Origin of the sequence: Halomonas salinarum (assembly GCF_012062845.1) — a bacterium.
In the GTDB taxonomy this organism is placed as follows: domain Bacteria; phylum Pseudomonadota; class Gammaproteobacteria; order Pseudomonadales; family Halomonadaceae; genus Onishia; species Onishia salinarum.
Genome location: NZ_WWNB01000003.1, coordinates 196,529 through 215,531, shown reverse-complemented (window position 1 = coordinate 215,531; position 19,003 = coordinate 196,529). Strand labels below are relative to the sequence as shown.

The window sequence follows — 19,003 nt, the reverse complement described above, 5'->3', positions numbered from 1 at the left end:
GCTTCGGCCTCTTTAATGGGGGAAGGCCGGGGGGAGGGCTATCAGATTTCAGATAGCGACCTGGTAAGCATCTCCTTGCGGTTGTCTTAGACCGAAAGGCGGCTTGATGCCTGTCAACCTGAACGCACAGCTACGGAATATACTGGGCTGCCCCCTTCCCCTTAAAGTCATCGCCGGTGGGCTCAAGAAAATTGATGTAAGGCTTAATGCTCTGCAATAACGTTGTGCCTAGTAAATAAAGTAGTCATGGTATTAGTTTCCCCATATGGAAAAAGGAGTAAAGTCGTCGATTTATGATGAGAAAAATCACCTTGGAACTTAATGTCACGTGGATTACCATTCTGTTACATGGAAAATTATCTTGAGCGGAAAAGAGATAAATTAGTAATGGAAAGGATGTCTCGGCACTGCCTGAAAGCCGGAGGAGATAAAGCTAAAATAAAGTTAGCTCTTTGATCTCCTAAGGGTGCGCCAAATTTAGGTGTATGGCTGGAGTAGATGCTGCTATTTAAAAAAATATAAAAAAACACGTTCTCACCAAGGGCACTCAAGGGAATGATCAATGTCACTTCTATCACTAAATCGCCTTTTCCGTCTTCCGCGGAAGTATAAGCGCATCATTCAAGTTTCTACCGATATCGCTATGCTCGCTTCAAGCTACCTTGTGGCCATGTTGCTCAGGGTTGAAGACTGGGGGGCTACCTTTGATCCGCGCGCATGGATCGTTTTCTTAGGATCATTACCTTTTAGCATGTTTTTTTTCATAAATCTTGGTTTCTATCGGGCTGTTATCCGGTACATCGGCGAAAAGGCATTAATAAATATATCTGCTGGAATTGTGTTGTCCGCTACTGTCTTAGCGGTTTTAAATTTCATGATGGGCTTCCCAGTGCCTCAATCAGTCGCTTTTATTTATGCCATGCTGGCATTGATAAGTGTTGGCGGTATACGGTTTTTCTTGCGCAGTCTAAATGCCATGCAGAACCCCGTTCGGCATAGGGTGCGTGTGGCGATATATGGTGCGGGTCAGGCGGGTTCGCAGCTCGCATCATCACTAAGGCAAGGTAGTGAGTATACCCCCGTTGCGTATATTGATGACTGGAAGGGTATGCATGGAACGCATGTCGAGGGGTTGAAGGTCTACCCTCCCTCAGCTTCAAAGAAGCTAATCGATGACTATGGAATCGAACGTATCCTACTCGCGATGCCAAGCGCCCCTCGTTCTCGTCGTCGTGATATCTTCAGATCACTTGAATCGCTTCAGGTGTCCGTGCAAACCGTACCTGGGATGGCTGATGTGGTGGCTGGTCGGGCGAGAATCAATGATATCCGCGATGTCGCTTTAGAAGATCTCCTGGGACGCGACCCCGTACCACCTGACCAGGCTCTGATGGCTGCCAATATTCGCAACAAGGTGGTAATGGTAACGGGTGCAGGTGGCTCAATCGGTTCTGAACTGTGTCGACAAATTCTGCGACAGCACCCACGTGAACTGCTGTTGTTCGAGATCTCCGAGTTTTCGCTGTATCAGGTAGAGAATGAGCTGCTGAAAATTGTTCAGGCAGAGGGATTAACGGTATCGATAAGAGCCTTGCTGGGCTCCGTACAGAATCGTGCTCGCATTGAAATATTAATGCGCTCTTTTGGAGTGCAAACCATTTACCATGCAGCCGCCTATAAGCATGTTCCGATGGTCGAACATAATATTGTAGAAGGCGTTCTCAACAATGTCTTTGGAACATTGGAAACCGTTACCGCAGCTATCGACTGCCGAGTAGAGACCTTTGTTCTGGTATCCACTGACAAGGCAGTACGGCCCACCAATGTCATGGGCACTACTAAGCGCATTGCTGAATTGATATGCCAAGCGGCTACAAGCCGTCAGTTGACCACTCGTTTTTGTATTGTGCGCTTTGGCAATGTCCTTGGGTCATCAGGCTCTGTTGTTCCATTGTTCCGGAAGCAGATCAGCCTGGGTGGGCCAATTACGGTTACTCATCCTGAAATTACACGTTACTTTATGACCATTCCTGAAGCTGCCCAGCTTGTTATTCAAGCCGGTGGGATGGGGCGTGGCGGTGATGTGTTTGTTCTCGACATGGGGGAGCCGATAAAAATAGCCGAGCTGGCTAGGCAAATGATCCGCCTATCTGGACTTGATATGTTATCCAAGGATAATCCTGTCGGTGATATAGAGATTACATATAGCGGCCTCCGGCACGGAGAAAAGTTGTTTGAGGAGCTCCTCCTAGGAAATGATATTTCTCCTACGGCACATCCTCGAATAATGACCGCTCAAGAAGAATTTTGGCAGTGGCCACGTCTCAATGAATACCTGCATCGGCTGCACTCTGCTGTATTAAATGCGCAGTACTTAGTTATAAGTGAGCTTTTGCAAGAGGCACCTACGGACTACCACCCACTTGGCCCAATTTCTGATATAACATGGCAGCAGTGTAGTACACGACCAAAAGTTAATAACCCCGTATTTAATAAAAACGAAGTCTCGGAACTAGTTTCTGAAGCTGATAAATATCAAGCAAGCATGTTAAAAAGTTCAGTCGTCACACTGGCCAAGGGTAATAACTTTTGATGGCAAGGGAGGGCAATAGATCATGGGGATAGCACTAGATGTAACAGGTGTCCGTTTGGCGATTATTGGCCTTGGCTACGTGGGGCTTCCATTAGCGGTGGAATTTGGGAAAAAATTCCCAACAGTGGGGTATGATGTCAATACCCAGCGCATTGCTCAATTAAATGATTCAATCGATATTACTCGCGAAGTGGAGCCTGAATTGCTACGAATGGCTGAGCATCTCTCATTCACCAGTGAGCGAGAAAGGCTAAGCGGATGCAATGTGTATATCGTTACGGTGCCTACTCCCATCGATAGTCAGCATTGCCCTGACCTCAGTCCCTTGTTAATGGCTAGCAGGACTTTGGGTCAGGTCGTGAGCCATGGAGATGTGGTGATCTATGAATCCACGGTTTATCCTGGGGCCACCGAAGAAGAGTGCATTCCTGTAATAGAAGAGGTGTCAGGCCTGATCTACAATGTTGATTTCTTTGCTGGTTATAGTCCTGAACGTATCAACCCTGGGGACAAAGAACACCGTGTCACATCCATTCGTAAGGTGACATCGGGCTCGACTCCTGAGGTGGCTGACTTTGTCGATAAACTGTATGCGTCGGTCATCACTGCAGGTACTTTCAAGGCAAGCTCGATTCGTGTAGCGGAGGCAGCCAAGGTTATCGAGAATACACAACGCGACGTGAATATCGCGCTTATTAACGAGTTGGCGATGATATTCAATCGCTTGCATATCGATACTGAAGAAGTGCTTCAGGCGGCAGGCACGAAATGGAATTTCTTGCCTTTCCGACCTGGGTTAGTGGGTGGGCACTGTATAGGCGTAGATCCCTACTATCTGACCCATAAAGCCCAGCAAGTAGGGTATCACCCGGAAGTTATCCTATCGGGTCGCCGCATCAACGATGGTATGGGCGCCTACGTAGCCAGTCAGCTCATCAAGCAGATGATCAAGCAGCGCATTCACGCCCAAGGGTCACGAGTGCTAGTACTGGGGTTGACCTTCAAGGAAAATTGCCCGGATCTACGTAATACTCGGGTGATTGATATTATCCGTGAATTAGGTGATTTTAATATCAGCGTAGATGTTTATGATCCTCATGCTGATGTAGATGACGCTGTGCTTCAATACGGTATTCGTCCTGTAGATCAGCCGCAGGACGGGGTCTACGATGCGGTGATTCTCGCAGTATCTCATCGCGAATTCAGCGATATAGGCACAGCTAGAATTCGTGCCTGGGGAAAGCCCGAGCATGTACTCTATGACCTCAAATACATGCTAAATATTGGGGATTCTGATTTGCGCTTGTGATATGGTGTAGGCGTGGATTTATTTGATAAATGCTTTGTGTTGATTTGATATTGATAGTTAAATTCTGGAGTTGTCATTATAAAGTCACTCTTTTGCGGTTGTAGCTGCATTGATTCTTTTTAACTCGGGTTAACCTTTATGTGAGAAATACGCTACGTTATCCCGATAGCAGCATATCTCACGATGCAGCGAAATCAGTCTTACTGAATAGCAGGTCATCACCATCCTTAAAGCCCCCTAAGTGAGGCGCTTTAATTGCCGGGCCAGCCTGACAGGATGTTGTGGCAGAACAGATACCCTATCGTTGGAAGGCCAAATACATCGATATGGAAGTATCAGAAGCCAAGCGCTTTTCGTGACCTGGAAATCGAGAATGCCCGCGTGAAGAACTTGCTGGCGAATGCACTCTCGACATGGAGGAGTGATTTTTCACATTGATGGCGCTTCCTAATCGGGGGGAAAGGTCAATGAGACGCAGGGGCCTGTGGTCCCGGTTGAACAGCATCTGGGTGTTCGCCTTCATGGCGTTATTGATTGTGGTCCCCTGGGGCTATGCTTTTGTGCCCCTGCTAGCGGCAGGGACACTGCTGGCCGGCCTGGTGCTAGTATCCTGTGGGTCCGAATGGCGGCAACTCGACCGCGAGGATGGGCTGTTCTGCGCAGTTTTGCTGGCATATGCCTGCGTATGGTTGCTGGATGTGTGGCGAACTGGCCATTGGCCGGCGGGCGATGGGGAGCAAGGCTTACTGCTGCCATTATGGCCTTTGCTGGCAGCGGTGTTGCTAGTGGGGTTACGCCTTCATCCACCGAATCCGCCAGTGCTTTGGTGGGGGGCTGGGTTCGGTGCGCTGGGCGCTGGCAGCATTGCGCTTTATGAACGACTCGTGCTGGGGCAAGCACGTGCAAACAATGACATGAATGCTATTCCCTTCGGGAATCTCTCGTTGCTGTTGGGGGCGATCTCGCTGTTGGCAACACTAAGTTGTCTGAGCCAAGGCAGGCCTCGTCCCCAATGCCTGCTGACCTTCTCAATATTAGGAGGGCTGGCTGGCCTGTTGGGGTCGTTGCTCTCGGGGACACGGGGCGGCTGGGTCGCAGCGCCGTTTTTACTGTTGGTGGTGTATCGAGCGGCTCATGGTCTTGTGTCTGCTGGCATTCGTCAGCGCCTTGCCATAAGCGCTATGGCGGCACTGCTGGCGTTAGTTCTGCTATCGCATAATGGAGTGATAGGTCGAATGCATCTCGCCGTCAGTAACATTGAGCAGTACTGGCAGGGCGAGTCTCGCGGTACATCAGTGGGCCAGAGGCTAGAGATGTGGCGAGCTGGAGGGACTCTCTTACTTGAACGCCCGCTGACTGGTTGGGGGGAGGGGCGCTTAGAGGTTGCGCGCGATGCCGTGGTCAGGCAGGAAATGCTTCATCCCGGTATTCTCCGGCATGATCAGCTGCATAGTGACCTGATTGATACGGCGGCTCGTCGAGGGTTGTTGGGCCTAGTCGTACTATTGCTTCTCTACTGCGTGCCGCTTTGGCTGTTTTGGCGACGACTGGCAGACCCTGGCACCGCACCGGAGGTATGCCTGCTGGCGTCGGCCGGGATGATGGTGCCCATCGCCTTCATCGATTTCGGCCTCACTCAATCGATGCTGCGCGATGTTCGTGGCCTGAGTGGGTATCTCGGCCTCTGCGTGGTTTGTTGGGTGGCAGTTCGGCGGGCAGAGGCGGAATCTCGTTATCAGCAAGTGAGAACCTGCGTTATTAAGCCTCTCTTGGGATCAGAGCCTTAAGTCTGTTATGGAGACACTTTCCCTCTCCTGGCTCCTCAAGGAAAGACTGTACTATGCAACGTTAGCAACCCGGTATGGCCCGTTTCGGCTGCTTATTGCAGGAATCCTGGGCTTAGTAATGTCTGGCCCGAGCGTCTAACAACGATCGCCTTGCGACGTGCGAATAAGGGAAATGGCTGGTGAGCAGTGCGGCACGAGACGCCGATACCTCAACCCCTGTGTAGGCGCAGGTGCAATGCATGTACCTTTTCGGCGAGTTCCGGAACGGGCCCTTCGACGATGGCCGTTGGCACTACCTCTTGAATGGCGATCGGACGAACGGGCGGCGGCGCGACACCTAGTTCAGCTAGCCACTCCACCAGCTGTTCAGAGGAACTCGCATAGACAATGCGCCCCAGCCCGACCCAGCCATGGGCTGCTGCGCACATCGGGCAGTGTTCACCTGAGGTGTATACGGTGGCGTGCGCTCTTTCTTCAGGCGTCATATGCTCAGCCGACCAACGGGCCAGGAAGAATTCTGGATGCTGAGTGGCATCACCCCCTGCGACATGGTTGTGATCCTCGGCCAGTACAGTGCCATTTCCACTCACCAGCACGGAGCCAAATGGCTCATCTCCGGCTTCCAAGGCTTGCTCCGCTAGCGCAATGCAGCGTTCCAGGTGACGAATGTCCGTTTCATCGATCATCGTGTTTGCCTCTCAGGTTGGTTAGCAATGACGTGTGCCTCTCCAAGGCCGCCTGGAGAAGGCCTTGCATTCCTGTACTTGAGGCCATTGAGTCAGCCCGCTCTTGAAATGTCTACCGAGGAAGTGCGAAGACTCTGGACTTCAGGCTCTACACCTCAAACCATCTCTGTTGACGCCGATCCTTTCGCTGGCGGCGATGATGGCGGGTAGCGTTCCGGTACATTTGGGCGTCATCATTAGGCTACAGATTTCCATCGCGCTGACCACACTGCTGATGGCTTTAGATCGTATCGTGCTGTTGCCCTCGGTCTGGCACGTTTGTGCTGACCGCGTTTGGGGGCGTTTAGGTTTTAATCGTATTCCCGTCGCTAACCTTGTGATTGCCGACGGTTCCGGGATAAAGAAAGATGCCAACAACGAAAGAACTAGCTGCGCCAATTCCTCATGCGGGGGAGCCTGACTGGGCCACGGTGAATGGTATTCCGATCATGGAGTGTGACGAGCCTTTGATCCCGCTCAGCCTTGCGCCGCTGCCGATCAAGGTGTTTCCGGTCTATGCCAAGCAAGGAGTGCCTGGGGCCGTCGATGAGTGTTATGTCAGGGAGACAACCTATCGGCGCGTGCTCGAGGTGGCGCGCTCTCTGCCCCACGGCATGGGGCTGGTGGTGTTGGATGGATGGCGCCCTTGGCGTGTTCAGCAATACCTGTTCGACACCCTGTACGAGTCAATACGTTCCCATCGTAGCGACTTGAACGAGGATGAATTGACGATACAGACGCGCGAGTTCGTGTCCGTACCCAGTCAAAGTCAGCAAGCCCCCAGTCCCCACCTGACCGGTGGGGCAGTCGATGTCACGCTCTGTGATGCTGATGGAATCTTGCTCGATATGGGCACATCGTTCGATGAGCCGGTGAGGGAGTCACATACCGCCGCGTTGGAAGCCCTGACAGCGCCAACCGATCGACAGCGTATCGCAAGAGACAACCGGCGCCTGCTCTATAATGCGATGGCCGCCCAAGGGCTCACCAATCTGCCAAGCGAATGGTGGCATTACGACTGTGGTGATCAGCTCTGGGCCTATCACAGTGGGCGAGAGTCGGCGTGTTACGGCCCCACCGAGGTTGAGACCGTGGTGGATCGCTGGCGCAAGCAGCTATAGGCAGAAGAGCGAATTGGAGCGCGGAATGAGGGCGGCGCATCGCGCTCAGCCACGCTATGATATTGAGCGAACCATCAATCCGAGCGCCAGGGTGGCTGAAAAACTCAGTAGGGTGCCGAGCAGCACGTACTCGGTGAGTTTGCGGTCGTTACGTTCTCGAAGGTCACCGAATCGCAGTACCGACTTGGCCGTCAGCAGGAAACCTACGGCGGTCAGCTCGCCCAGCAGTACCAGAGTGAGCACCAGGAATCGCTCGAGCATGCCAATGCGGGCTCCGGCTGCCACTAGTGTCCCTGGATCGGAGACCTCATTGCTCCAGGGGCGCATGGCCAGGGCAATGGCGATCGCCATTGGGCGGGTCACCAGCAGATAGGCGCTAGCCAACGTCAGCACCGGTGGAGTGGTCATCCAGGCTGCGACCTCGACCAATGGCTGCAGGCTGCCAAGCCAAGTGAGCCAAACCCCGAGTAGCACCAGGAGGTGTAATAGTTGGTCGAGTAAGAACCAGCGAAGCCGCGACGGAACCAGGTGAGCCTTGCCAAGGTCGATCAGTGCATGGCTGATGGCCACGACCAGTACGCTGACGACCAACATGCCAGCCCCGCCGCCGGCGAGGGCAAGCACCAGTGTGACCAGCAAACCATGCAGCCCGGCATGCAGGTAGAGTGCGCGTGAGAAATGCTTATGCTGCTGCCTAGAGTCGACCCATTTCCGCGGCTGAAACAGGAAGTCCCCACATAGGTGGGCTAGCACCAAGCCAAGCAATGTCGCTATTTCAGGGTTGGTCATGAGGCTTTGTTCTCCGTGGCCAGGCGGTGTCTGAAGAAATCCAGGGTGTCGGCCAGCATTGACCAGCGCGCCGTACGCAGTCGTTTGTGCACGCTTGGCTGGCGGATGTTCAGTCGCTCGGCCATGGCCTGCTGGGACTCAGGGTGCCAGAACTTCAGATAGGCAATTTCCGCGGAGTGGTGTGACCAGCCGTCGACCAGCTCGCCCATATAGCGCACCAGAAGTGTCATGGCGTCATCTTCGGGGGCGTGGGGCCGTATCAGGGTGAGGTGCTCGCCTGTTTCAGTCAGCGCATCGAGAGCCTTGCCTGAGGCCACGAATACCGGCCCATCAGCCGACGCCAGGGGGCTATCTGGTCGCCACTCGTTGTGACCGACCGCCACGGCGACGCGAGCATCCCAGCGTTGCTCCTCGGAGTGCATGATCAACTCACCACGCAGCGCCACCGCGGCATCCAGGGCCGAACTGGCGTCGGGTATGGCCAGCTGGAAGCCATCCCCCCGGTAGCGCTCGAAGCGGCCTCCATAATGGCCGGCAAGTCGCTCTAACGCCGTCTCTAGTGCCTGATAGAGCGCCTTTGTCTCGGTGATTCGCTGTGACCCGATGAGGTCGCCGGTAAGCACGGCGATGGACTGCTTCATGTATATAGCCTCAATCGATGTCGTTTTCGGTTAATAATAGCCCTTAAGGTCTATTTTTCAAGATAATAGCCTTTATAGGCTATTATTTGTGTTGGGCGCCTACGTTGTGTCCGCTGCGATTTTGTATTTAAATAGTTGATATTGAGAGATTTTTTTGTGGAGACTCCAGCATAATCAAGCACTCAGCATTCTTCGCAAGTGCTGAGGCATATGATGCCTAGTGCGGCAGTAATGAGTTGTGAATCATGCATGCCATCTAGGTTGCGAACACTGCATCAGGGCCGTCCCAGGAAATATAGAGGGAGCAAAAGAGACACTCTGCTGGGGTCAGGTCATCATCGGGTGATAATATGTCATGTTTAGACCGCTCTGGCGTAAGCCCTCCTAGCGATTCACGATACTTTGCTTGATCTGAGCCCCTCTATGCTTTCCTCTGAGAATCCGGTATCTCCCCGTAATTGTCCGAACCTGATGACTATTTTTACTAGCACTTGCGTGTTCCTGCTGAGCGCTTTGGCACTTGTGATACCGAGTGGCTACTCAGTAGGGCCGGCGTTGTTGGTATTGGCGAGTCTGACTATCTGGGCTGCCCGCCCAGTATCCGACATTCGTCGCGAGGATCTCTTGATCATGGGATCACTCGCAGTATTCGGTTTGGTGGGGTGCCTGACGGCTGTGCTGGATGGACTGGGAAGCTCTGGTTTTGACAAACCCAGCCGATACCTTTTGGCTGTTCCAGCCCTGCTGGTGCTATTGCGTCATCCACCTCGACAAGAGGCATTATGGGCTGGGCTGGCGCTGGGCTCGCTAGGCGCGGGGACCATGGCTGCGTGGCAGAAGTTTGTTGCGGGAGTTGCGCGTGCTGATGGCTCAACAAACGCGATTCAGTTCGGCAATCTCAGCATGCTGATGGGCGTGCTATGTCTAGCGGGGATCGGGTGGGCAGTAACACAGCCCCGCCGACGTGCGTGGCTGTCCTTGCTGATTTTGGCGGCACTTGCCGGCGTCTTGGGGTCTCTGCTATCGGGTAGCCGAGGTGGCTGGGTAGGCATACCTTTCGTGTTGTTAGTGTTTTATCGAGGCTACGGCTACGGAGCAACACGTAAGCAAATCACTGGGTTGGCCCTGTGCCTGGTGCTTGCCGTGGGTCTTGTATATTCACTTCCTCAAATTGGTGTGCAACAGCGCTTTCATGAGGCCATCAGCAACGTGACACAGTATGTGTCAGGAGAGAAGAAAAATACATCGGTGGGGTATCGCTTCGAAATGTGGAAAGGCGCTACGGTGCTTTTTTTGGAGCGCCCATTGCTGGGGTGGGGAGACAGTGGCTACTCGCAGCGTATGAATGAGCTGGCTGACGAGGGCGTCATCATAGAAACCAGTGCTCGATTTGGGCACCCACACAACGAGTTCATGGATGCGGCAGCGAAGCGTGGATTACTGGGTATTGTTGCGTTATTAACCTTGTATTTGATTCCTATGCGTCTATTCGCCAAGCGGCAGGGAGATGGTGATGCGGCGACTAATGCTCTTGCCACTGCGGGTGTGTTGTTGCCCGTCGCTTTTATTGACTACGGCCTGACACAGGCTTTTTTGAGTCATAACAGTGGCACCATGATGTATGCATTTCTACTGATATCGGTGTGGGCGGTGTTACGCCAGCGTGAGCGAGAGCTGGAGTATGATACTGCATGATTGTAAATATTATGGCTTCATCGCCACGTGAAGGATGAATGGCCACAGAAATTCGAGATAAGCGCTAGGCTATGGGTGCAACTGGTGCCGCATTAGAAGCCGATCCTGCCCCCTTGATCATGCAATATCACTCACTCGGTGAAAGCCAATCCCCAGCGCCGAGTGTTTGGTTAATATCGAAGGCGCTCCGGCGGCAGTCGATTTTTCATCGAATCTCGCTGCCGCCGATCCTTGAGTCTGCAAGCCCCGGCGCTGGCCAATCACTCCGGGGTTTGTCGATAGGAGATGCCGCTTCTCTGGCAAGTGAGGAGAATCAGGCCAGCTGATTCCTGGCGGCACGTATCGTGTTGAGGAGCAGACAGGCGATGGTCATCGGGCCCACGCCACCGGGCACTGGGGTAATGGCCCCTGCTTTATCGGCGACCGAGTCAAATGCCACGTCCCCTACGAGCCTACGCTTGCCTTCCACCTCGGTGGCATGGATGCCGATGTCGATGACAGTGGCACCGGGCTTGATCCAGTTGGCGTTGATGAGTCCCTTCTGGCCGGCGGCGGCTACCACGATATCGGCGTTGCGGCACAACGACTCGATGTCCTTGGTGTGTGAGTGTGCAATGGTGACAGTACAGTCCGCCTGGAGCAGCAGGGCCGCCATCGGCTTGCCGACAATATTGGAACGCCCCACCACCACGGCATGCTTGCCGCTAAGTTCCGGATGTTCCTGACGCAGCATGATCATGCAGCCTTGGGGGGTGCATGGCACCAGCGATGCGTATCCGGCGGCGAGGGCCCCGACATTGAGTGGATGGAAGCCATCGACATCCTTGATCGGGTTGATGGCGCAGATCACCTCCTCCTCATTGAGATGCGACGGTAGCGGCAGCTGCACCAGGATGCCGTGCACCTCAGGATCATGGTTCAGCCGATCGATCAGCTGATTCAGGTCACTCTGGGTGGTTTCGGTACCAAGATAATGCTCAATGGACCTCATCCCCGCCTCTTTCGCCCGCTTCACCTTATTTCTCACGTACACCTGGCTTGCAGGATCCTCACCTACTAGCACCACGGCGAGCGTAGGCACCACGTCGTGCTCGGCCCTGAGCCGCTCAACCTCGGCGGCCACGTCCTGGAGCACCTGGTTCGAGAGATGTTTTCCGTCGATGAGTTGCGCCATGCTTACGTTCGCTCCTACTTGAAAATGATGGTCTTGTTGCCCGATAGGAACACCCGGTGCTCGGCATGTAATTTCACGGCGCGTGACAGCGCGACCGTTTCGGTGTCCCGGCCCAGGGCAACCAGCTCTTCGGGGTAGTAGGCATGGTTCACCGGTTGGACGGACTGCTCGATGATCGGCCCTTCATCCAGGTCCGCGGTCACGTAATGCGCGGTAGCGCCGATCAGCTTGACGCCGCGGTCGAACGCCTGGTGATAGGGTTTGGCACCCTTGAAACCGGGGAGGAAGGAGTGATGGATGTTGATGGCACGACCATGTAGCTTCTCGCAGAGATGGTCGGACAATACCTGCATGTAGCGCGCCAGTACCACCAGCTCGGTGCCGGTCTCGTTGACGATCTTGAGCAGTTCGGCTTCCTTCTCCGGCTTGGTGTCCTGAGTGACGGGGAGGTGGACGAAGCGAATGCCTTCCCGTTCAGCGATCGGCCGAGCATCCAGATGATTGGATACCACTGCCGTGATCTCGATGTTCAACTCGCCCTTACGGTGACGATAGAGCAGGTCGACGAGGCAGTGGTCGAACCGGGATACCATGATCAAGACCTTGGTCGGACGGTGGGCATCATGCATGGCCCATTCCAGGTCAAACTTTTCCGCCAGGTCGAGGAACCCGGAGCGCAGGTCGTCGATGGTGTGGGAAGCATCCGGCAGGATGCTGAACACGCTCCTCATGAAGAACCGGCCGGTGACCTTGTCGTCGAATTGTGCCAGCTCGATGATATTGCAACCTCGGTCCGACAGGTAAGAGGTGATGCCGGACACGATGCCTGTGCCGGTTTTGCAGCTGACGGTAAGGACGAATTGGTTGTCCTGTTCCTGTGAGGTGTTCATAAAAGGAAGCCTTATACCGTAATGGTTGTTTGCCGGGAACCTGGATGGTCACCATTGCCCGCTTATCGTTAGTAGGCGTTGGCACTTGGTTCAGAGGGCTGTCGCGTTTGTCATACGAGAATGAACGCCTACCCTCATGCGTAGTCTCTCTCGCGAGTGGTGCTATTGGAGGGAGCCCATGGCTCACGTCCCCCCAGCACCCCGGATCTTTCAATGATGCCTGCGACGGATGACTCCTGGCGATGGGCCATGACGTGCACGCCACTGACCCCCTCGATCTCTCGCAGTTGCTGGATTAGCTCAATGCAGATGTTGCGGCCTTCCGCCTTCTGATCCTTGGCGCCTTCCAGTCGCTTGATGATGGCGTCCGGAATGTGAACTCCCGGGATATGTCTGCGCATCCAGTCTGCCGTGCGTGCCGAGGCCAGCGGTCCCACGCCGGGCAGGATGAAACATTTTTCCAGCAATCCCAGATCCCGGGAACGGGCCATGAAGGTCTGGAAGCGTGGCAGGTCGAAGCAGTACTGTGTCTGAATGAACTGAGCGCCCGCGGCAATCTTCTTCGCCAACCGAAGAGGACGGAAGTCATGAGGCGGCACGAAAGGGTTCGCTGCCGCGCCGAGAAACACCCTCGGCGGATCGCTGAGTTTTCTTCCGCTAGCATACACATGCTTGTCGCGCAATCGGGCGACCGTCTCCAGCAACGACATGGAATCGAGATCGAATACCGGTTTGGCTTCGGGATGATCTCCCACCTGTACGCCATCTCCCGTCAGGCAGAGCATGTTGTGGATGCCCAGTGCGGCCCCTCCCAGCACATCCCCTTGAATAGCGATCCGATTCCTGTCCCGGCAGGAGATCTGCAATACCGCTTCGTAACCCTCCCGTGACAGCAGCGCACACATCGCCATGCTGGACATATGACAGTTGGCCCCAGAGCCATCGGTGGCGTTCATGCTGTCCACGTAACCGTCGAAGACGCGGGCCCGGGCGTAGACCTCCTCTGGGTTGGCGGAATCGGGGGGTGCCAATTCAGCGGTGATAGCGAAGTGCCCGGCTCTCAGTACATGTTCCAGCCGTCCGTCAGAGCTATAGCCCTGCACACCGGATGCCAGTTGGCCACGACCGGCTCCATCATTAATGCTCACTGCGAAGCCTCCTGGTGCTCTACGGGTGATTCCGATGCGCCGCGAGCCACGCGCAGCCAGGACGAACTGCCCTGGAGGCGATGGTCCACTGGCAGTTGCACCACTTGTATCGCGTCGGCTTCTTTCATCTTCTGGCTTCCCTCCCAGGCTTCGACCCAGACACAGAGCATCTCGGGATGTACTTCGCAGTTCCCGTTCTGCATCACACCTCCACAGGGGCCGTTGCGCATGGACTTGGGGCAGTTCATGGGACAGGACATGCCGGTAGAACTGAGAATGCACTGACCACACATTTGGCAGTCGAAAAGCACCCCCTTGCTGATCTCTTCTACCTTGGCCATTGGCTTTTCTGCACGCTGGTAGCCTACCGACTTCCACAGCGGGTGTAGCTTGACGATCACGGGTTCGAATGCCCGGTAGATGCGCTCAAACAATCTCGCGTGACGTGCGGCCCATAGACGAACGGAATACACAAGCTTCTCCTGCCACGGCAGCACCACCGTGGAGCCAATTGTTGCGAGCTGGATTGGTGACTCGTCTCTTGAGAGGGTTGGCCATCGTCCACTCAAGGCCTGGATGGCTTCGTCAAGCAGTTGCCGTTTAACGTCGGGCTCCATTGACGGTCATTTTCCTTCCAAGAGCTTTCACGAATCCAGTCATGTTGAGGGAAATCGCTGAGTTGGATGGCTCGAGGCCGTTTCTACGACGTCTCGACTGACGATCCCAGGCCACCATTCCCTCCGTAGCAGTCCTCGCACACTTTAGATGTTCATAAAGTAAGACGTCGCTCAAGCGGATACCGCTCTTGTCTTCTTAGGATCGAAGAACGGCTTCTCGACGACGATGGCATTCGCCGGACCCGACGAGGTTTGCACCCTCAGCTCTGTTCCGAGCTGAGAGTGCTCGACAGATACCATGGCCAGCGCAATATTCTGCTCGAGCCGCGGGGAGTAGACGGCAGACGTCACGTTGCCGACGGTCTCACCCTCATGACTCAGCGGCCAGAAGAAGGTGTTCGGCCCCCCAAGGGGCGCGCCCTCGATGCGTAGGCCGACCTGCTTGCGATTCACGCCGTTCTCGCGGATACGCTGCAGCGCGGCCTTGCCAATAAATTCAGCCTCCATGTCCGGCATGACCAGACGATCCAGCCCAAGTTCATAGGGATTGGTATCTATGTCCGCATCGGCATGATAGGAGAGCATGCCGCCCTCGATGCGGCGGATAGCGGACGTATGACCGGGCTTCAGACCGAAGGGTAGGCCAGCCGCCATGATTGTCTCCCACAGTTCGACACCGAGGGAGCTGTCCTGAAGATACAACTCATAGCCCAGTTCGCTTGACCAGCCGGTACGCGAGATGACCAGCGGAATACCGTCGAGCTCAAGCTCGCGAAGCCAGAAGTAGCGCATATCCAGGATGCTGTCTCCGAAGAGGGCCCTCATGATCTCGCCGGACTGAGGGCCCTGCAATTGCAGCGGAGAAACATCGGGTTCGCGAATGGTGACATCGAGTCCGGAGTTGATCGCGACACCCTGTGCCCATAGGAGGATGTCGCTGTCAGCCAGAGAAATCCAGAAATGATTCTCTGCCAGACGCAGCAGGATGGGATCATTCAGGATGCCACCGTCGGCATTGGTGATCAGGATGTATTTACACTGGCCAACCGCCATTCCTGACAGGTCGCGCGGGGTCAGGTTCTGCATGAATATTGCCGCATCTGGCCCCGTGATTTCCACCTGACGCTCTGCCGCGACATCGCAGAGGATGGCAGTGTTGACGAGGTTCCAGAAGTTTTGTGTTGGGTCGCCAAACTCGCGCGGGATATACATGTGGTTGTATACCGAAAATGCCGTCGCGCCCCAACGGATGGTCGCGTCAAAGTATGGGGACTTTCGAATCTGGGTGCCGAAACCAAACTCAGTCTTTTTCCCTATTTGCACTACATTGCTGTGTGAGACGTTTGTCATGCTGACCACCTTCGACGTGATATAGGACTCTTTTGGCTGCGCAAAATCACTTATTTGGCACGAATCACTATAGCCCCTCAGATCATCGAAACGCGGCCTAAAAGCACGGCATAACTAGGATGAAAAGGCCAATTATTGGCGGTGCGAAGGCCATTTGGTCCGGCGCTGAAAAGCGGCTGTTATGATCTCCTGATAAACAACACCTTGGACGTCGGGGCAGCCTGTCTGCATGGCTGTACGACGATGTCCTCGCCATCTCACGATAGCGAGCAAGGGGGGGGAACGATGAGATTGCGCTTAGTGTGGAAGCGGGGCTGAGGGTGACAGATAGCCCCATGCCGTCCTGCGTGGATCGGCAGTCGAGGACCGTGGCTTTAGAGTTTATGCCTTCGAGTCGAAATCCCCATGGAGGCTGATCATGAGGGTCGGTACGTGATTGTATCTGGGCGGGTGCTGGGCGGTGCCGGAGGGCCTTGATGTGGCTCGTCTCCCACATCAAGGCCTTTCAGGTTGAGTGACCAGAATCGGTCATCAAGTTGGCAAGATTGACTTGAGTGGATTTGATCTCTCGGGTGGCGATGTACGTCATATAACGTTCAATGCCCAGTTCTGCTGCCAGAAGTCGGTCCATTACTTGCTGAAAAGCGGAAAGACTGGGGGTCACGACTTTCAACACATAGTCCATGCCTCCCCCCGTCGCGATGCATTCGACGATCTCATCAACTTGAGCGATATAAGCCTCGAAACGCTCGAAGTTAACCGTGCGATGTCCCTCTAGCGATACGGTAACCATTACCTTGGTGGCATTGGCGATCTTGTTGAGGGAAATATCCGCATGATAGCCACGGATCAGGCCGGCTTCCTTCAAGCGAGTGAAGCGAATCCAGCATGGCGTCGGAGACAGGTTGACGAGTTCTGACAACTTGGTCTTACTGAGCTGACCGTGCTGTTGAAGGGCGCGCAGAATGCGAATGTCTGCCGCATCGATTGCAAGTTTCCTCATTCATTCTCAGCCTTCATGGTAACCCCTTAAGGTGTGGCCGATTTAGGAGTGAGATGCAATGTCTCTTGGGGCTCTGCCTATGGTGTCCGGCGGTCATGCAACTAGCGATGTCGCGCTGGGCTAATAGCGTCATCCTACCTATCCAGAAGCGAGCCGCAGGCGAGGATGACCTTCTCCGCCCTGACCTCGACCGATTCGCCCACCATCAGGCGACCCGGTCCGGTGAATCGGGCGCGCCCCTCCAGCTTGTGATGGGCGGGAATCTTGTCGACGTAGCTTAGGTTGCGCGCGACGAAACGATGATCTCGCTCTCGGCGCAGGCGTTCGAGCACCTGGCGGCCCTCCACATGCCCTGAGGTGGGTACCCCGAAGAACTCGCTGGTTTGCAAGTGGTGGGCGTAGTCGGCAGCGGTGATCAGCAGCTTGCTGGGCATGCAGCCGACTCGGGCACATGTCGTGCCGTAGGGACCGTCCTGGATCATCACCAGGCTGTCGGTCTGTCGGCTGATCCTTGAGTAGGCACCGAGTCCGCTGGTGCCGGCGCCAATGATCGCGTATTCAACATTCATGGTCTGCATGCTCTATCACCCCCGTCCGACATGACGTCACGATCCCTGTAGGCTAAGCGGCGGCCTTCAAGGGGGTAAAGTGATGCTTCCTAAGCGATTGGCTTATTTTTGTTCACCCACCCATTGCCGTCTCGCGTATTAAAACGTCGGTATTTCCCTTCTTTTGTGCGATCGGCTGGTGGGTAATAGTCTCGGCGGTGAGCTTTCACATTAGCTGGGCTAACGCTCCTGGTTAGTAATCCTCGTTTTACGGGTGTGTCTTGGCTCCCTTAGCCTTCTGACAGGCTCAGGAGGTTTATCTATGTCAGTCCATCAGTCCGTTATTCGTTGGCAGCGTTCTCCTCACGAGAGTGAGGCAGGTTCCTATTCGCGTAATCATCGAGTGACCTTGAACGGGGATCAGGAGGTTGCAGTGTCCGCGTCGGCCGAATTCAAGGGCGATCCCCATTGCGCCGACCCGGAGCAAATGTTGATCAGTGCAGTGTCCAGTTGTCATATGCTGTTTTTTCTGGCCATTGCCGAATTTCAGGGTTACCAGGTCGAATCCTATGAGGATGACCCGGTTGGCTATCTGGAGCGTAACGATAAGAAGGGGATGGAGGTGACGCGTATTGAGCTTTCACCGCGCATCACCTTCGGTGGCGATAACATGCCCGATCAGAAGTCGATTTCCCGGATGCACGCCGGTGCCCACAAGAATTGTTTCATCCGTAACTCGATCACCGCCGAGGTGACGATCAATCATCTTTAATCCGCGACGTCTATCGGGAGGCATTCATGAGTCTCAGTCACACCACGGGCGAGATCCTTCTCAGGGAAGATAAGGAGGGGGCTGTCTATCTCACCCTGAATCGTCCGGACAAGTTCAACACCCTGTCCGAAGCGATGCTGAGCGTGTTGCAGAGAGAGCTGGAGGCCATCGCTTTAGACCCTGCCGTCCGTTGTGTGGTGATCGGCGCCAATGGTCGGGGGTTTTGCGCCGGCCACGACCTGCGGGAGATGCGTGCCAATCCCGACCAGGCCTATTACCAGCAGCTCTTTTGCCTCTGCAGCCGGGTGATGCAGAGTGTCGTCGCCCTGCCTGTGCCGGTCATTGCCAAGGTCCAGGGCATGGCGACAGCGGCGGGGTGCCAGTTGGTGGCCAGCTGCGATCTTGCCATCGCCGGCCGTTCTGCCAGCTTTGCGGTATCGGGCATCAATGTGGGCTTGTTCTGCTCAACACCGGCGGTGGCACTGTCACGCTGCATCTCGCCTAAGCGGGCATTCGACATGTTGGTGTCGGGTGATTTCATCAGTGCAGACACGGCAGCGGAGTGGGGACTGCTGAGTGCCGTCACCGATGATGATGATCTGGACGCTGCAGTGGCGGACAAGGTGGAGCAGGTCCTGAACAAGAGCCCGGCGGCGGTCCGTTTTGGCAAGTCGATGTTCCAACCTCAGCGCCAGATGGCGTTGGCCGAGGCCTACGACTTCGCCGGCAATGTGATGGCAGAAAACATGATGAGCCCAGACGCGGGGGAGGGGATCGATGCCTTCCTTGGCAAGCGTAAGCCCCTCTGGGAGCAGCCAGGGCACTAGGCCATGTCCGAAAA

The 19,003-nt window shown here is 55.0% G+C and carries 17 protein-coding genes; 7 read left to right on the top strand and 10 right to left on the bottom strand.

What is annotated here, in order from left to right; translation table 11 throughout:
* The first annotated feature begins 562 nt into the window (after positions 1–562).
* The 3 genes from HF027_RS04070 (at position 563) to HF027_RS04060 (ending at position 5,689) form a co-directional block, all read left to right on the top strand.
* Complete coding sequence (locus tag HF027_RS04070) at positions 563–2,593, top strand: polysaccharide biosynthesis protein (RefSeq protein ID WP_168013141.1); 2,031 nt, start codon at positions 563–565, stop codon at positions 2,591–2,593.
* 22 nt (positions 2,594–2,615) lie between these two features.
* Positions 2,616–3,902, top strand: coding sequence for a Vi polysaccharide biosynthesis UDP-N-acetylglucosamine C-6 dehydrogenase TviB (gene tviB, locus HF027_RS04065; RefSeq protein WP_168013139.1), 1,287 nt, complete (start codon positions 2,616–2,618; stop codon positions 3,900–3,902).
* Positions 3,903–4,423: 521 nt separating this feature from the next.
* Positions 4,424–5,689, top strand: coding sequence for an O-antigen ligase family protein (locus tag HF027_RS04060; RefSeq protein ID WP_245184491.1), 1,266 nt, complete (start codon positions 4,424–4,426; stop codon positions 5,687–5,689).
* A 209-nt stretch (positions 5,690–5,898) separates the two neighbouring features.
* Here the strand turns inward: HF027_RS04060 and HF027_RS04055 are convergent, their stop codons facing one another.
* A complete protein-coding gene (locus HF027_RS04055) occupies positions 5,899–6,375 on the bottom strand; it encodes a nucleoside deaminase (protein WP_168013135.1) in 477 nt (158 codons plus the stop codon).
* 407 nt (positions 6,376–6,782) lie between these two features.
* Here HF027_RS04055 and HF027_RS04045 point away from each other — a divergent pair, with 407 nt between their 5' ends.
* Positions 6,783–7,535: a M15 family metallopeptidase gene (locus HF027_RS04045; protein ID WP_209316389.1), complete on the top strand. Its 753-nt coding sequence runs from the start codon at positions 6,783–6,785 to the stop codon at positions 7,533–7,535.
* A 54-nt stretch (positions 7,536–7,589) separates the two neighbouring features.
* Here the strand turns inward: HF027_RS04045 and HF027_RS04040 are convergent, their stop codons facing one another.
* Positions 7,590–8,324 (bottom strand): DUF3307 domain-containing protein, encoded by a 735-nt coding sequence (locus tag HF027_RS04040; protein WP_168013133.1) that lies wholly within the window; start codon positions 8,322–8,324, stop codon positions 7,590–7,592.
* Positions 8,321–8,965: a nucleotidyl cyclase domain-containing protein gene (locus HF027_RS04035; RefSeq protein ID WP_168013131.1), complete on the bottom strand. Its 645-nt coding sequence runs from the start codon at positions 8,963–8,965 to the stop codon at positions 8,321–8,323. Before HF027_RS04035 ends, HF027_RS04040 begins: the two co-directional genes overlap by 4 nt.
* A 423-nt stretch (positions 8,966–9,388) precedes the next feature.
* Between HF027_RS04035 and HF027_RS04030 the strand changes: the two genes are divergently transcribed.
* On the top strand, positions 9,389–10,660 hold the full coding sequence (locus tag HF027_RS04030) for an O-antigen ligase family protein (protein WP_168013129.1): 1,272 nt from the start codon (positions 9,389–9,391) through the stop codon (positions 10,658–10,660).
* Between the two features lie 313 nt (positions 10,661–10,973).
* Here the strand turns inward: HF027_RS04030 and folD are convergent, their stop codons facing one another.
* The 7 genes from folD to HF027_RS03995 form a co-directional block, all read right to left on the bottom strand.
* Entirely contained in the window at positions 10,974–11,834 is an 861-nt protein-coding gene (gene folD / locus HF027_RS04025) for a bifunctional methylenetetrahydrofolate dehydrogenase/methenyltetrahydrofolate cyclohydrolase FolD (protein ID WP_168013127.1), read from the bottom strand.
* 14 nt (positions 11,835–11,848) lie between these two features.
* Entirely contained in the window at positions 11,849–12,724 is an 876-nt protein-coding gene (gene purU / locus HF027_RS04020) for a formyltetrahydrofolate deformylase (RefSeq protein ID WP_168013125.1), read from the bottom strand.
* Positions 12,725–12,858: 134 nt separating this feature from the next.
* A complete protein-coding gene (locus HF027_RS04015; RefSeq protein ID WP_168013123.1) occupies positions 12,859–13,872 on the bottom strand; it encodes a methylenetetrahydrofolate reductase in 1,014 nt (337 codons plus the stop codon).
* Positions 13,869–14,489, bottom strand: coding sequence for a methylenetetrahydrofolate reductase C-terminal domain-containing protein (locus HF027_RS04010; RefSeq protein ID WP_245184489.1), 621 nt, complete (start codon positions 14,487–14,489; stop codon positions 13,869–13,871). Before HF027_RS04010 ends, HF027_RS04015 begins: the two co-directional genes overlap by 4 nt.
* 171 nt (positions 14,490–14,660) lie before the next feature.
* A complete protein-coding gene (locus HF027_RS04005) occupies positions 14,661–15,839 on the bottom strand; it encodes a glycine cleavage T C-terminal barrel domain-containing protein (protein ID WP_209316388.1) in 1,179 nt (392 codons plus the stop codon).
* Between the two features lie 505 nt (positions 15,840–16,344).
* On the bottom strand, positions 16,345–16,842 hold the full coding sequence (locus HF027_RS04000; RefSeq protein WP_168013121.1) for an Lrp/AsnC family transcriptional regulator: 498 nt from the start codon (positions 16,840–16,842) through the stop codon (positions 16,345–16,347).
* Between the two features lie 134 nt (positions 16,843–16,976).
* A complete protein-coding gene (locus HF027_RS03995; RefSeq protein WP_168013119.1) occupies positions 16,977–17,420 on the bottom strand; it encodes an FAD-dependent oxidoreductase in 444 nt (147 codons plus the stop codon).
* A gap of 403 nt (positions 17,421–17,823) precedes the next feature.
* Between HF027_RS03995 and HF027_RS03990 the strand changes: the two genes are divergently transcribed.
* Both HF027_RS03990 and HF027_RS03985 read left to right on the top strand, forming a co-directional pair.
* Positions 17,824–18,162 (top strand): OsmC family protein, encoded by a 339-nt coding sequence (locus HF027_RS03990; protein ID WP_245184487.1) that lies wholly within the window; start codon positions 17,824–17,826, stop codon positions 18,160–18,162.
* 26 nt (positions 18,163–18,188) lie between these two features.
* Positions 18,189–18,989, top strand: coding sequence for an enoyl-CoA hydratase (locus tag HF027_RS03985; RefSeq protein WP_168013115.1), 801 nt, complete (start codon positions 18,189–18,191; stop codon positions 18,987–18,989).
* Positions 18,990–19,003: the final 14 nt, after the last annotated feature.

What these genes read in the sequence shown, in the direction of transcription:
- HF027_RS04055 (WP_168013135.1), bottom strand. Translation starts at nt 6,375, where the DNA reads ATGATCGATGAAACGGACATTCGTCACCTGGAACGCTGCATTGCGCTA.
- HF027_RS04010 (WP_245184489.1), bottom strand. Translation starts at nt 14,489, where the DNA reads ATGGAGCCCGACGTTAAACGGCAACTGCTTGACGAAGCCATCCAGGCC.
- HF027_RS03985 (WP_168013115.1), top strand. Translation starts at nt 18,189, where the DNA reads ATGAGTCTCAGTCACACCACGGGCGAGATCCTTCTCAGGGAAGATAAG.
- folD (WP_168013127.1), bottom strand. Translation starts at nt 11,834, where the DNA reads ATGGCGCAACTCATCGACGGAAAACATCTCTCGAACCAGGTGCTCCAG.
- HF027_RS04070 (WP_168013141.1), top strand. Translation starts at nt 563, where the DNA reads ATGTCACTTCTATCACTAAATCGCCTTTTCCGTCTTCCGCGGAAGTAT.
- HF027_RS04000 (WP_168013121.1), bottom strand. Translation starts at nt 16,842, where the DNA reads ATGAGGAAACTTGCAATCGATGCGGCAGACATTCGCATTCTGCGCGCC.
- HF027_RS03995 (WP_168013119.1), bottom strand. Translation starts at nt 17,420, where the DNA reads ATGCAGACCATGAATGTTGAATACGCGATCATTGGCGCCGGCACCAGC.
- HF027_RS04030 (WP_168013129.1), top strand. Translation starts at nt 9,389, where the DNA reads ATGCTTTCCTCTGAGAATCCGGTATCTCCCCGTAATTGTCCGAACCTG.
- HF027_RS04005 (WP_209316388.1), bottom strand. Translation starts at nt 15,839, where the DNA reads ATGACAAACGTCTCACACAGCAATGTAGTGCAAATAGGGAAAAAGACT.
- HF027_RS04035 (WP_168013131.1), bottom strand. Translation starts at nt 8,965, where the DNA reads ATGAAGCAGTCCATCGCCGTGCTTACCGGCGACCTCATCGGGTCACAG.
- HF027_RS04060 (WP_245184491.1), top strand. Translation starts at nt 4,424, where the DNA reads ATGGCGTTATTGATTGTGGTCCCCTGGGGCTATGCTTTTGTGCCCCTG.
- HF027_RS04040 (WP_168013133.1), bottom strand. Translation starts at nt 8,324, where the DNA reads ATGACCAACCCTGAAATAGCGACATTGCTTGGCTTGGTGCTAGCCCAC.
- purU (WP_168013125.1), bottom strand. Translation starts at nt 12,724, where the DNA reads ATGAACACCTCACAGGAACAGGACAACCAATTCGTCCTTACCGTCAGC.
- HF027_RS04045 (WP_209316389.1), top strand. Translation starts at nt 6,783, where the DNA reads ATGCCAACAACGAAAGAACTAGCTGCGCCAATTCCTCATGCGGGGGAG.
- tviB (WP_168013139.1), top strand. Translation starts at nt 2,616, where the DNA reads ATGGGGATAGCACTAGATGTAACAGGTGTCCGTTTGGCGATTATTGGC.